We start from the raw sequence: 13,057 nt of genomic DNA, 5'->3' as shown, positions 1-13,057 counted from the left end.
CGGGTCACCGGGCCGCACCCGTTAGACTCGTCACCGCCCTCCGGGGCTTGCGCCCGTAGCTCAACGGATAGAGCATCTGACTACGGATCAGAAGGTTGGGGTTTCGAATACCTCCGGGCGCGCCACTCGATACCGCAGTCATCAGGCCAGCAACCGTTGATGTCAACCGGCTCCCTTCTTCTCCCTTCATCGATGACCAGAGTCTTCATCGTGGGAGATCTGTGGCCTGGGCGATGGACGCGGCGAACGTTGGGCGACCGTCAGGCCCGCGTTCCAGCCGGGGGCCCGGCCGTGGGTGGGCGGGCGGATGCCGTCCATGTCATGGCCGCTCCGGGTCAGCAACCAGGCGACCAGTGAGTTTGAGTTCCACATCTCGCCTGCAATCAGCTCGTCGCGGCCCCAGGCGGCCGGTGGGAACTCCGGCGCCAGGGCCAACACCTGCTCCGCCTGAGACCGGGTGCTGCTGACCCGCTGGGGGCTGTCGACTGCTTCGGTGATGTCCGGGATGCCGCCGCCGCGCCAGCAGCGGACCTCATAGCGGAAGGACCGGAACCGGCCCAGCCACCGGAGTCCGACCGGCCCCTCGCAGACCACACCCCTGTCTGCCGCGTCGATGCCCCACGCCGGCCCCATCTCGATGGCGAACCAATCGCCGCCGAGTTGGACCATGAGAGCAGCGTGGTAAAGGTTGCACCTGTCACGACGTTCGTACCGAGCGGTGAGCGCTTCGAAGATCCGCCCGTTCGTGCGTACGCAGTGCGTGTTGTCACCAGCCCCGAGCGGCAACCAGTACAGCTCGACGCAGTTGCGAACTCGCCCCGACTCCGCTGTGTCCTTCACGGTTCGCCGTTCCCTCTCAACTGGTCGACGTGCTTCCTACCGATGCTGCGGCCGTCAGTACTGGATGGTCCAGAGACGCCAAGCCCTCCTCAGCGGGACTTTCGTCCCCTTGTGCGGGCGACGACTCACTCCGCATGGGGACCTTGGGCTCTGCACTCATCGGGGAGTCCGGCCTAGCGTCGGAGGCCAGGGCAGGTACGTCCGCGAAATGAGCGTGTGTCATGTCATCCACTCGAACCATGTCGTCGAATACCGACCGGCTCGCGGCGATGGCAACAGGTCCCCGCGGAGTGAAGGCCACAGCGGGACGGCTCGCGTGGCTTGCCGCCGTCCTTGCGCTTCGTGCACCTGGCGATGGCGCTCGACATGAGCTTGTCGTACGACCCGATCGAACCCGTGATCGTGCTCTTGTACGTCGCCGCGACGGCACTGTTGCTGCACGGTGCGCGAGGTGGAGGTGTCCGCGGTGAGTAAACGTGATGTGAAGAACAAGCCGATGACCGCGACATGGTCCGGCCGGAGCGCGGTCTGGTCCAGTGTCGTGGTGGCCCTGGGCATCGTGGTCGCGGCCATGTACGGGTTGCTTGCCGCCGAGCCCTATCGAGACCTTCCCGCCGCCACCGTGCTGGGTGCCAAGGCCCAGGACGTGTGCAGCATCCTGGTTGCCGGAGCGCTCACCTTCCTGGTCCTTCGACCGCTGGTCACTCCACGCGCACACCTGGTTCGTCTCGGGCTGTTGGCGTACGTCGCCTACAGCTACGCGATCTACCTGACCGGTGTCCCGATGAACCGCGTCTTCCTGGTGTACGTGGTGATCGAGGCAGCGGCCGGCGCGGCCCTCCTCGACGGACTGATCAGGTTGCGTCCTTCGGCCTGGCCGCGGATCAGATCACGGCGGCTGGAGCGGGGGACCGGGTGGATGCTCCTCGTCGTGGCGGTCCTGTTCGCGATGCTCTGGCTCTCGACGCTGGTCCCGTACGCTCTCGGCGGGCCTCCTCCGGATCCGGAGGGGGTCGGCGGCACGCCCTATCCGGTGTTCGTGCTCGACCTGGTTGTGGTGCTCCCTTGCCTCCTCGCCGTAGGGCTACTGCTTGTGCACGGCCGCGCCATCGGCGGTCCGCTTGCCGTGGTGGCGCTGATCAAGATCGTCACCCTGTTCACGGCTCTCTGGGCCGGAGTCGCGGCTGTCGCGGTGACGGGCGAGCCGCTGCACCTCGGCCTTGACGCTGCGCCCAGCCTGCTGCTGCTCGTTCTCAGCGCCTGGTTGGCTGTGCTGTGGCTGCGCGAGCTGAAGCCCGACCGACGCCGGTACCTGCGATCGGCTCTCTGGGAGAGTGAGCGGTGAAGGCCCAAGGTCCTGGCATCTCGGGACCCGCGGCACCAGAAAGTTGCCGTCCTGCCGGCAGAAACTGAAGCCGACCCGGGAGGAGCCCTCATGAATGCACACACCTCGGGACCCCGAGCCCTTGTCGTCTACGAGTCGATGTTCGGCAACACTGAGCGGATCGCCCGCGCAGTGTCCGACGGCTTGCGCGACAGCGGCTTCGAGGTCACCTGCACAGACGTTCGCGACACCGAGCTCGGTGTGCCTGTGGGCGCCGATCTGCTCGTGGTGGGGGCACCCACGCACGCGTTCTCGTTGAGCCGGCCGCGGACCCGCGCCGACGCATTGCGACAAGGGGCGGCTGCGGACCATGCCGAGGTCGGACTGCGGGAGTGGCTGTGGCAGTCGCGACCCGATCCGAGCCTGAACGCGCCACTTGCGGCGGTGTTCGACACCCGCGTGTCGCGGGTACGCCGGCTGCCCGGTGCCGCACGCAAGGCCGCAAGGCTGGCCCGGCATCGCGGCTTCGAGCCGGTCGGTGCGCCGGGCGCGTTCCTGGTCGAGGGCACTCCCGGACCACTGAACGCCGGCGAGACTGTGCGGGCCACCCACTGGGCCGAGAGCATTGCCCGGACCTGCCTCGAACGGCGCGGATTGGCGCCAGCCCGAACCGAAGACGACGCCCGCACCTGAAGGAAGATCCGATGCACGCACTTGTCCGCCCCGGACTTGCAAGGCCGCGCGGGGACGAGGTGCACGATCCGCGACGGCCCGAAGAGACCGACGCGAGTGTGCAGGACGTAAGTCCCGACTGCTTCGAGACCTTGGCCCGTCGCGCCTCGGAGCCGGACGACGCAGGCTGAGGACAGCAACTTGAGGAGGGGCGATGAGGTCGGACCGTCATACGCTGGTCGAGAGCCCTGACGACCGGCGACTCAGCCGATTGGAGCGCGGCCGGCTCGACCACATCGCGCATGAGGCCACGCCGGATCACTCAGACATCGAGGGGTCGCCGGAACCAGGGCGCGCGTTGCGCGGTCGCGCGCTGATCCGTCGCTGGGTGATCGCCACCTCAGCCGGCGCCGCGCTCGCCTACGCTATCGCCATGCTGTCCTCGACTCTTGGGGCCGCGATGGACGCGCCCCGTGGGGTCACAGCCCTCATGCTGGCCACGAACGATCGCAGCCACTGAAATGGGATCTCGGACGATGGGACGAACCCCGCCGATCCGTCGCCTCGTCGAGCTGGCGACTCGGGCACCCTCGGTACACAACACACAGCCATGGTTCTGGGGTGTGGACAGTGATCGTCTGGTCCTGTTTGCCGATCGGTCTCGCCAACTGATGCACGCCGACCCCGACGGTCGCGACCTCATCCTCAGCTGCGGCGCCGCTCTGCACCACGTTCAGGTGGCCGCGGCGGGTGCTGGCTGGAGACCCGTGGTCCGGCGCATGCCCGACGCCTACAACGACGCCCATCTGGCGAACATCTCGTTCCACCCGGAGCCGGCCACGCCAGCGGCTCGCGCCGCCGTGGATGCACTGGAGCGTCGGCGCACCGACCGCAGATCGCCCACGAGCTCGCCGGTGCCGCGCGGACAGCTTGATCGGCTCCTCGGGCTGGGACCGCCGGCCGGTGTGACAATCTTCGCCGTCGTCTCACGCCAAGCGCGAACGGAGCTGCTGCAGATCCTCGCCGAAGCCGACCGGCAGCAGCGTGAAGACCGCGACTACGTCGACGAGATCGTCAGGTGGACCGGCCGAGTGGATGGCGAAGGGATTCCATCAAGCAGCTTGCTTCGTCGTGATTCAGGGGTGGGTCGCGCCGACCCCGTTCCGACCGGTCCACCGCCCAGGTTCCCGTCGGGGAGCCTCGTCGACGACTCGCACTCGCCTGAAGTCGAGCCGGTACTTCTCGCGGTCTGCACGTCCTCCGACGACACGGCCTCACGGCTGCGGGCAGGAGAAGCACTGGGAGCCATGCTCGTTCATGGCACGGTGGCGGGCATGGCGATGGTCCCACTGAGCCAGGCGATCGAGGTCGACCGCACTCGCGTCTTGCTGCAAGACGACCTGCTGAGCGACACCGCCAGTCCGCAGATCGTGGTCCAGGTGGGTTGGGCGCCACCCGGTCGCATACAGGTCCCGCTGACCCGCCGTCGGCCGGTGGACGACGTGCTCGGCGACGTGAGCTCGCTTCCACCTGGGATCGGTCCGTACCACCCGTAGGTCACGGCCTGAGCCGGTCAGTACGCCTTGGGCGCTTCATCGGGGTTCATTCTTCCGGCTCAGCCGGCGCGACCCGCGACGGTGAGCAGCACGACCGCATCGGTCAGGGCTTCGAGGTCGTGGCGACGCGGCGGGATGTGCACGTAGCTTCCTTCGGCACCATGCCACGACTCGTCGCCGGCGTGCAGCCGCACTTCGCCGCGGAGAACCTGCAGCGTGGCCTCTCCGGGTGAGTCGTGCTCACCGAGTGCGCGTCCGCCGGCCAGGGCGATCAGGGTCTGCCTGAGTTCGTGCTTTTGGCCGCCGTAGACGGTGACCGCGGCGCGCCCGCTGCCCGATGACCGAGTGGAGTCGAGCAGCTCGTCGGCCAGCGCGGTCAATGAATGTTCGTTCACCACTCAGCCCACCCGGTCCCAGCCACGCCGCGGCCGATGTGTTCCCAGCTGTTCGTCTCGGCTGCGGTAGACGATGTAGGGCCTCGTCAGGTATCCGAGAGGTGCGCTGAACACGTGCATCAGGCGGGTGAAGGGCCACAGGGCGAAGAGCAGCATCGCGGACAGCCCGTGCAGCTGGAAGCCCAGCGGTGCCTCGGCCATGAGGTCAGGGTGGAGCGAGAAGCGGAAGATCCCTCGGAACCAGACCGAGACTCCTTCGCGGTAGTCGTAGTGGCCGAAGACGTTGGCGACGATCGTGTTGGCGAGCCCGAGGACGATGACGGTCGCGAGCACGGCGTACATGGCCTTGTCCATGTTCGTGGTCGCGGAGAACACTGGCCCGACCGTGCGTCGTCGGTAGATGAGGATGGTCATGCCCACGACCGTGCCCACGCCCGCGATGGCGCCGACGGAGACCGCCATGAAGTGGTACAGGCCCTCGGAGATGCCGACCGCCTCGGTCCAGGACTTCGGCACGCCCAACCCCATGACGTGACCGAGAAAGACCGCGAGGATCCCGAAGTGGAAGAGCGGGCTCCCCAGCCTGAGCAGCCTGTCCTCGTAGAGTTGGGAGGACCGGGTGGTCCAGCCGAACTTGTCGTAGCGGTAGCGCCAGAAGTGCCCGACCACGAACGTCGTGAGGCAGACGTAGGGGACGATCACCCACAGGAAGGTGTCCATGCTCATCGACCTCCCGGAAAGGACGGCATCGGAAGCAGGGTCGGCGACGACTGCCCGGGCGGTGCCGGGCCGGGATCGAATCCCGGAGTCCCGTACGGCGTCAGGCCGACCTCCTCCGTCGGTGGCCCGTCCGCGGCCAGTCTGCGAACGGCGTCCATCTCATCGCCACGCAGCTCGGGCAGCGTGGCGGTGACAGACTCGACTGCCCCGGCCCAGCGGGAATCGGCTTCGGCGAGTGACAGGCGGAGCAGCTCGAGTCCCGCCCTGTGGTCGAGGACCAGCTGGCGGCCGCGCACGTGGTCGACGGTCGCTCCGTACTCGAGCACGACGCACAGGTGGTCGGGCAGCTCGCCATCGTCAGGCACGACACCCGACTCGAGATAGGTCTGCTTGAACCGCAGCAGCGCCAGGCCGCGCTTGCGAGTGTCGCCGTGGGCGAAGTAGGTGAGGAAGAGGTTGTGCCGGCGACGGGTGTCGAAGGTCTCGACGTAGTCGGCCTCCAGCTCGGTGAGGGACTCACCCGTGAGGCGTTCGACGGTTCTGCGAAGCGGTCCCCCGACTCTGTCCGGTAGCTCGTGCGAGGCCCGCCGGATCAGGTCCAGCCGGTCGAGAAGGTGCTGACCGGGGTAGCCGAGCACGAGGGACGCCGACTGCCAGGCCACGGTCAGCTGCTGTCCGGTCAGCGCGCGGGAGCTCATCGGTGATCAGCCTCATCGGCCGGATCGGGGCCCTCGGACTTCGGGGGGAACATCCCGGTCGGCGCTCCCTTGCCGTCCCAGTTGAGCAGGTTCACGCGGGTCGCCTTGTCGCCCGGCGCCGCGACGGTGTCGGAGGTCTGCCGGTCTTGCAGCATCTGGAAGTTCTCGACGGCGATCGGCGTCGGCGCACCAGAGCCCTCCCCGAAGGGACCGGAGCCGCCCATGCCCGGACCGCCCTCGTAGTCCAGGGAGCACTCCGTGGCCAGCTCCTCCAGCGAGTGGGCCTGCTCGGCGTGCGCCGGTGGGATGACATAGCGCTCGTCGTACTTCGCGATGGCGAGGAGTCGATACATGTCGTACATCTCCTCCTCGCTCATGTCGACGGCCGCCGGAATCGAGCCGTCGGGGTCGCGGCCCAGATTGATGTCACGCATGTACGACCGCATCGCGGCCAGCTTCTTCAGCACCCCGTCGACCGGAGCGACGTCGCCGGCGGTGAACAGCTCGGCCAGGTACTCGATCGGGATGCGCAGCGCGTCGATGGCCGCGAAGAGGTTGCCGGGGTCCTCGGCGTCCTCGCCGGTGTCGCGGACCACGTCGACAACCGGCGACAGCGGCGGGATGTACCAGACCATCGGCATCGTGCGGTACTCCGGATGCAGCGGCAACGCGACCTTGTAGACGTTGATCAGGGCGTGGATCGGAGATCGCTGGGCTGCGTCGATCCAGTCGTGCGGGATGCCGTCGCGCTCCGCGGCGCGGATCACGTCCGGGTCGTTGGGATCCAGCAGGATCGAGCGCTGCGCCTCGTAGAGATCCTGGTCGTCCGGCACCGACGCGGCCTCGAGCACCTTGTCCGCGTCGTACAGCACCAGCCCGAGGTAGCGGAGCCGGCCCACGCAGGTCTCCGCGCACACGGTGGGAAGCCCGACCTCGATCCGGGGGAAGCAGAACGTGCACTTCTCGGCCTTGCCGGTGCGGTGGTTGAAGTAGACCTTCTTGTAGGGACAGCCAGAGACGCACATCCGCCAGCCGCGGCACCGGTCCTGGTCGACGAGCACGATGCCGTCCTCGGCACGCTTGTAGATCGCACCGCTGGGACACGATGCGGCACAGGACGGGTTGAGGCAGTGCTCGCAGATGCGTGGCAGGTAGAACATGAAGGTCTGCTCGAACTCGAACTTCACCTTGTCGGCGATCTTCGCGAGCATCGGGTCGAGCTTCTCGGTCGCGGCGGAGCCACCGAGGTCGTCGTCCCAGTTCGAGGACCACGAGATCTTCATGTCCTTGCCGGTGAGCAGCGACTTCGGACGCGCCACCGGGGTGTGCTCCTGCGCCGGGGCGTCGGTGAGCGTGGCGTAGTCGTAGGTCCAGGGTTCGTAGTAGTCGTCGATCGAGGGCATCTTGGGGTTGGAGAAGATGGTGGCGAGCTTCTTCAGTCGTCCGCCGGCCTTGAGCTTGAGCCGGCCACGCTTGTTCAGCTCCCAGCCGCCCTTCCACTCCTCCTGGTCCTCGTAGCGCCGCGGGTAGCCCTGGCCAGGCCTGGTCTCGACGTTGTTGAACCAGACGTACTCCGTGCCGGTGCGGTTGGTCCAGGCCTGCTTGCAGGTGACCGAGCAGGTGTGGCAGCCGATGCACTTGTCGAGGTTCATCACCATCGCCATCTGGGCCATGACCTTCATCAGTAGGTCACCTCCTGGCTGCGCTTGCGGATCATCGTCACTTCGTCTCGCTGGTTACCGGTGGGACCGAGGTAGTTGAAGGCGAAGGAGAGCTGGGCGTAGCCGCCGATGACGTGGCTGGGCTTGACCAGGATGCGGGTCAAGGAGTTGTGGATGCCGCCGCGCTTGCCGGACGTCTCCGCGATGGGCACGTCGATCAGCCGGTCCTGGGCGTGGTGCATGTAGACCGTGCCCTCCGGCATTCGGTGCGACACGATGGCTCGCGCCACGACCACGCCGTTGCGGTTGACCGCCTCGATCCAGTCGTTGTCCTCGACACCGACCTTGGCGGCGTCCTGGTCACTCATCCAAATCGTCTGCCCTCCGCGTGAGAGCGAGAGCATGAACAGGTTGTCCTGGTACTCGGAGTGGATCGACCACTTGTTGTGCGGCGTCAGATAGCGCACCGTGACGCCCAGCTCTCCCATCGAGCCGATGTCCGGCTCGCTGAACAGCGCGCCCATGTTCAGCGGGGGCCGGTAGACCGGCAGACCCTCGCCCAGCTCGGTCATCCAGTCGTGGTCGAGGTAGAAGTGCTGGCGGCCGGTGAGCGTGTGCCACGGCTTGTGCCGCTCGACGTTGATCGTGAAAGGCGAGTAGCGACGGCCGCCGGTCTCCGATCCGGACCACTCCGGCGACGTGATCACCGGGACCGGCGCTGCCTGCGTGTCTGCGAAGGTGATCTGCTTGCCCTCGTGCTCGGCCGCGAGGTCGTGCAGCAGGGTGCCGGTGCGTTTCTCCAGGGTCTTGAAGCCCTGGGTGGCGAGGTGGCCGTTGGTGGTGCCGGAGAGCGCGAGGATCGCCTCGCAGGCGTGCACGTCCCGCTTCAGCGAGGGACGCCCGTCGGCGGGGCCACCGCGCACGGCGCCGTTCCTTGCGCGTAGGTAGTCGATCGACGCGGTGACGTCGTACGTGACTCCCTTGGTCGTCGTTCCCAGCGTGTCCAGCAGTGGGCCCAGCGCCTGCATCTGCGCGCCGATCGCCGTGTAGTCGCGCTCGACCTCGACGATCTTGGGCATCGTCACGCCGGGCACGGGCTCGCACTCGCCGTGCTTCCAGTCCCGGGCGACGCCGTGCGGGTTGGCCATGGCGTCGGGGGTGTCGTGCAGCAGTGGCACCGCGACGACGTCCTTGCGGATGTCGAGGTGTCCGGCGGCCAGCTCGCTGAACTTGGTCGCGATCGTCTGCCACGCGTCCCAGTCGGTGCGGGTCTGCCAGGGCGGTGCGATCGCCGGGTTGAACGAATGCACGAACGGGTGCATGTCGGTGGTGTTGAGGTCGTGCTTCTCGTACCAGGTGGCCGCCGGGAGCACCACGTCGGAGAAGATCGTCGTGCTGGTCTGGCGGAAGTCCAGTGAGAGCAGCAGGTCGAGCTTCCCCTCAGGCGCCTCGTCATGCCAGTGCACTTCTTGCGGCCGCTGGCTCTCGCTCGCCTCACCTGCGCGCAGTGAGTTGTCGGTGCCGAGCAGGTGCTTGAGGAAGTACTCGTTGCCCTTGCCCGACGAGCCGAGCAGGTTCGCCCGCCAGATGGCGAGCACTCGTGGGAAGTTCTCCGGCGAGTCGGGATCCTCCGCGGCGAACCGCAAGGCACCGGAATTCAGCTGGTCAACCACGTGCTCCGCCACCGGAGTGCCTGCCTGCGCTGCGTCGTCGGCGATGTCGAGCGGGTTGCGGTTGAAGGTCGGGTAGGAAGGCATCCACCCCATCCGTGCGCTCTTGGCGATGACGTCGGCGGTGCTCATCCCGTCGAGCTTGCCGGTGCCCGTCTTCGCCGACACCGTGTCGGCGGAGAAGGTGTCGTAGCGGAACTGGTCGGTGTGCAGGTACCAGTAGGCGGTGTGGATCATCTGCCTCGGAGGGCGCTTCCAGTCCAGGCCGAACGCGAGCTGAGCCCACCCGGTGATCGGCCGGCACTTCTCCTGGCCGACGTAGTGCGCCCAGCCGCCACCGTTGACCCCCTGGCAGCCGGTGAGCATCACCAGCGTCAGGAACGACCGGTAGATCAGGTCGGAGTGGAACCAGTGGTTGGTGCCCGCACCCATCAGGATCATGGACCGGCCGCCTGAGCGCTCGGCGTTGTCGGCGAACTCCCGGGCGATCCGCGCTGCGGCGGCCGCGGGCACCCCGGTGATCGGCTCCTGCCAGGCCGGCGTGTAGGGCTGCGCGGCGTCGTCGTAGTCGGCGGGCCACTCGCCCGGCAGGCCCGGCCTGCTCACCCCGTACTGGGCCAGTAGCAGATCGAACACCGTGGTGACCAGCTTGCCTGCGACCACCCGGGTCGGCACTCCGCGGCTCAGCACACCGGGCTCGGAGGTGTCGAACCGGGGGAGGCCGATCTCCGCGACGTCGCCGCTCCCGTGCAGGCTGAGCAGCGGGTCCACGCCGTCGAGGTCGAGGTTCCAGTGACCCTCCCCGGAACCGGTGAACCGGTGACCCAGCGAGCCGTTCGGGACCACCGGTTCGCTGGTGACCGCGTCCAGCAGCACGGTCTTGGACTCCGCACCCTCGCCGGTGTCGCCCAGATCGGCTGCCGTGAGGAACTTGCCGGGGACCCAGTCGCTGCCGTCGCCCCGCTGCTCGAGGGTGATCAGGAACGGCAGATCGGTGAAGCGCTTGACGTAGTCGGTGAACCGCGGCGTCTGCCGGTCGACGAAGAACTCCTTGAGGATCACGTGACCCAGGGACATGGCCAGCGCGGCGTCGGTGCCCGGCCGCGCAGGCAACCACTCGTCGGCGAACTTCGTGTGATCGCCGTAGTCCGGTGACACGACCACCACCTTCTGACCCCGGTAGCGGGCCTCGGTCATGTAGTGCGCATCCGGAGTACGGGTGACCGGGACGTTGGAGCCCCACATGATCAGATAGCCTGCGTCGAACCAGTCGGCGGACTCGGGTACGTCGGTCTGGTCGCCGAACACCTGTGGCGAGGCGACTGGAAGGTCCGCGTACCAGTCGTAGAACGACAGCATCGCCCCACCGACCAGTGAGATGAACCGGGCGCCTGCGGCGTGGCTGACCATCGACATCGCCGGGATCGGCGAGAAACCGGCCACCCGGTCCGGGCCATGGCGCTTGATCGTGTGCACATGGGCGGCCGCGACGATCTCGACCGCTTCCCACCACTCGGCCCGGACGAACCCACCCTTGCCGCGCGCCGATTTGTACCGGCGGGCCTTCTCCGGGTCGTCGACCACATCCGCCCAGGCCAGCACCGGATCCTTGAGCCGCCGCTTCGCCTCCCGGTACAACTCCAGCAGCGTGCCGCGCACATACGGGTAGCGCACCCTGGCGGGCGAGTAGGTGTACCAGGAGAACGACGCACCACGGGGGCAGCCGCGCGGCTCGTACTCCGGCTTGTCCGGGCCGATCGACGGGTAGTCGGTCTGTTGCGCCTCCCAGGTGATGATCCCGTCCTTGACGTAGATCTTCCACGAGCAGGAGCCGGTGCAGTTCACCCCGTGGGTCGAACGCACCACCTTGTCGTAGGCCCAGCGGTCCCGGTAGAAAACGTCGGCCGACCGGCCGCCGATCTGATGGAGCGTCCGCAGGTCGGCGGAGGCTTCCCCGCGCTGAAAATATCTGCCAAGACGCAGCAGGGAGTCTTCGAATCCGGTGTCCATACCGACACTTGCAGTGTTATCGGTGGTATCGGGCACGGACGCCACCTCTCCAGGTGATATTCACTTTAAACGGGCCGCTAGCCTGCCCACTGTAGATGGCGATTCTGCGTCCCTCAAGAAGGCCGCTAATGCTCACATCTTCGCCGAGGCGATAGTGCGAATTACGTAACTTGCCGTTCATCTTCCAAGGTTCGTCGGACGGTGCACGGCCAGCCCTGTGACCTGCTGAAATGGGCTCAGTTACCGAACCGCTCGGGCTCAGAAGATGACTATGAGTCAGAGGCCGCTACCGGCCCGACGCGCGCGTGTCCGGGTAGTTTACATGTCGTAACCTGCTAGTTACCGCAATTCGTCATGTATCCGGCGGTCCAGCGACAGTGATCATCGGCTGGGTGCGTTCAACGACACGAGAGAATTTCGTCAAACGCACACAGAATGTGATCAACCCCGTCCTCAGCGAGACTCCACCCCGCCCGCAGTCCAGAACCCGTCTCATGGATGCTTGTGCAGGTTTTCGCCGCTACCGAAGCCGTCTCATGGATGCTTGTGCAGGTACCGGCGCGTCGGGTGGGGCCCGTGGTAACGCCACACCGACGTGCCCGACGGCGCGCACGCCGACTTCTCATTGCAGCGGTCAGTCGGTGGCGCGATAGCGGCGCATGGGGACCCGGCCGCCGTCGGCGAGCACGCCCTCGGCGCGCAGCCGGGCGAGCTGCTCACCCGCCAGGTGCGGGGCGGGGGTCCCGTCGGCGCGCAGTACTCGGTGCCACGGCAGGTCGTGACCGTCCTCGGCGAGGATCCGGCCCACCAGCCGGGCCCGGCCCGGCAGCCCGGCTCGGGCGGCGACGTCGCCGTAGGCCAGCACCGAGCCCGCCGGGATCGTGGCCACCACGTGGCGCACCCGTTCGAGTGTCTCGTCGTCCATCACGGCGATCCTCCCTGGCGCGGTCAAGCCGGCGTGATTGCATGCGCGGCGTGCCCGTGCTGGTCCGCCCCGCCGCCCCGGCGTCGGACGCCGTCCGCTGGGGCCTCGAAGCTCGCCGGGTGCTCGAACACGCTGGCGGGCCGCTGCGGGTGCTGGGCGGACCGGGCACCGGCAAGACCACGCTCGTCGCCCACACGGTGGCCGATCGGGTACTGCGCCGGGGGGTGGGCCCCGAGCAGGTGCTGGTGCTCACCAGCAGCCGCCGAACGGCCGCCGAGCTGCGCACGCGCATCGTCGAGCAACTGGCGGCGCACGAGGCCACGCCCACCGTCCGGGAACCGCTGGTGCGTACCGTGCACTCCTACGCCTTCGGCGTGCTCCGGCTACAGGCGGCACTGCACGAACTGCCCCCGCCCCGGCTGCTCTCCGGCCCCGAACAGGACGTGGTGGTCCGCGAGTTGCTGGCCGGCGATGTCGAGGCGGGCGGGGGCAGCTGGCCGGCCCGGCTGCGTCCCGCACTGAGCCTGCCCGCCTTCGCCGCCGAACTGCGGGACCTGCTGCTGCGCGCCGCGGAACGCGGCCTGGG

The 13,057-nt window shown here is 67.8% G+C and carries 13 protein-coding genes and 1 tRNA gene; 7 read left to right on the top strand and 7 right to left on the bottom strand.

The annotated features are described in order from the left end of the window. Positions 1-49 precede the first annotated feature (49 nt). Positions 50-125, top strand: a tRNA-Arg gene (locus ACRDPN_RS12765). Between the two features lie 61 nt (positions 126-186). Here ACRDPN_RS12765 and ACRDPN_RS12760 read toward each other — a convergent pair. Further along, positions 187-669 carry a hypothetical protein gene (locus ACRDPN_RS12760; RefSeq protein ID WP_431448522.1) on the bottom strand — a complete coding sequence of 161 codons (483 nt, stop codon included), beginning with the start codon at positions 667-669 and terminating at the stop codon, positions 187-189. A 504-nt stretch (positions 670-1,173) separates the two neighbouring features. On the opposite strand from ACRDPN_RS12760, the gene ACRDPN_RS12755 reads away from it, so the two are divergent. The 5 genes from ACRDPN_RS12755 to ACRDPN_RS12735 all read left to right on the top strand — a co-directional run bounded on the left by ACRDPN_RS12755 (position 1,174) and on the right by ACRDPN_RS12735 (position 4,392). Further along, entirely contained in the window at positions 1,174-1,314 is a 141-nt protein-coding gene (locus ACRDPN_RS12755) for a hypothetical protein (RefSeq protein ID WP_431448519.1), read from the top strand. After that, positions 1,307-2,185 (top strand): hypothetical protein, encoded by an 879-nt coding sequence (locus ACRDPN_RS12750; protein ID WP_431448516.1) that lies wholly within the window; start codon positions 1,307-1,309, stop codon positions 2,183-2,185. The genes ACRDPN_RS12755 and ACRDPN_RS12750 overlap by 8 nt, the downstream gene beginning before the upstream one ends. 90 nt (positions 2,186-2,275) lie before the next feature. Further along, on the top strand, positions 2,276-2,857 hold the full coding sequence (locus ACRDPN_RS12745) for a flavodoxin family protein (protein WP_431448513.1): 582 nt from the start codon (positions 2,276-2,278) through the stop codon (positions 2,855-2,857). Positions 2,858-3,050: 193 nt separating this feature from the next. Further along, positions 3,051-3,356: a hypothetical protein gene (locus tag ACRDPN_RS12740; protein ID WP_431448510.1), complete on the top strand. Its 306-nt coding sequence runs from the start codon at positions 3,051-3,053 to the stop codon at positions 3,354-3,356. A gap of 1 nt (position 3,357) precedes the next feature. Then, positions 3,358-4,392 (top strand): Acg family FMN-binding oxidoreductase, encoded by a 1,035-nt coding sequence (locus ACRDPN_RS12735; protein WP_431448507.1) that lies wholly within the window; start codon positions 3,358-3,360, stop codon positions 4,390-4,392. A 59-nt stretch (positions 4,393-4,451) separates the two neighbouring features. On the opposite strand, the gene ACRDPN_RS12730 is transcribed toward ACRDPN_RS12735, so the two are convergent. From ACRDPN_RS12730 to ACRDPN_RS12705, 6 genes are all read right to left on the bottom strand, one after another. Further along, positions 4,452-4,787, bottom strand: a complete 336-nt coding sequence (locus ACRDPN_RS12730) for a cupin domain-containing protein (RefSeq protein WP_431448504.1) — start codon at positions 4,785-4,787, stop codon at positions 4,452-4,454. A 3-nt stretch (positions 4,788-4,790) separates the two neighbouring features. Further along, the gene (narI, locus tag ACRDPN_RS12725) at positions 4,791-5,507 is read right to left on the bottom strand and encodes a respiratory nitrate reductase subunit gamma (RefSeq protein WP_431448501.1); all 717 of its coding nucleotides are present in this window, start codon (positions 5,505-5,507) and stop codon (positions 4,791-4,793) included. 2 nt (positions 5,508-5,509) lie between these two features. Then, a complete protein-coding gene (gene narJ / locus ACRDPN_RS12720; RefSeq protein ID WP_431448498.1) occupies positions 5,510-6,205 on the bottom strand; it encodes a nitrate reductase molybdenum cofactor assembly chaperone in 696 nt (231 codons plus the stop codon). Then, complete coding sequence (gene narH, locus ACRDPN_RS12715) at positions 6,202-7,887, bottom strand: nitrate reductase subunit beta (RefSeq protein ID WP_431448495.1); 1,686 nt, start codon at positions 7,885-7,887, stop codon at positions 6,202-6,204. The genes narJ and narH overlap by 4 nt, the downstream gene beginning before the upstream one ends. Continuing rightward, on the bottom strand, positions 7,887-11,546 hold the full coding sequence (locus ACRDPN_RS12710) for a nitrate reductase subunit alpha (protein WP_431448492.1): 3,660 nt from the start codon (positions 11,544-11,546) through the stop codon (positions 7,887-7,889). The genes narH and ACRDPN_RS12710 overlap by 1 nt, the downstream gene beginning before the upstream one ends. A 634-nt stretch (positions 11,547-12,180) precedes the next feature. Next, complete coding sequence (locus ACRDPN_RS12705) at positions 12,181-12,471, bottom strand: MGMT family protein (RefSeq protein ID WP_431448489.1); 291 nt, start codon at positions 12,469-12,471, stop codon at positions 12,181-12,183. 50 nt (positions 12,472-12,521) lie between these two features. Between ACRDPN_RS12705 and ACRDPN_RS12700 the strand changes: the two genes are divergently transcribed. After that, a partial coding sequence (locus ACRDPN_RS12700; RefSeq protein WP_431448486.1) for a UvrD-helicase domain-containing protein occupies positions 12,522-13,057 on the top strand: 536 nt, incomplete at its 3' end.

The sequence above is a fragment of the Aeromicrobium sp. genome (assembly GCF_050700635.1).
Classification (GTDB): Bacteria; Actinomycetota; Actinomycetes; order Propionibacteriales; family Nocardioidaceae; genus Aeromicrobium.
The sequence above is the reverse complement of the archived record's forward strand: the minus strand, read 5'-3'. Positions and strand labels throughout refer to the sequence as shown.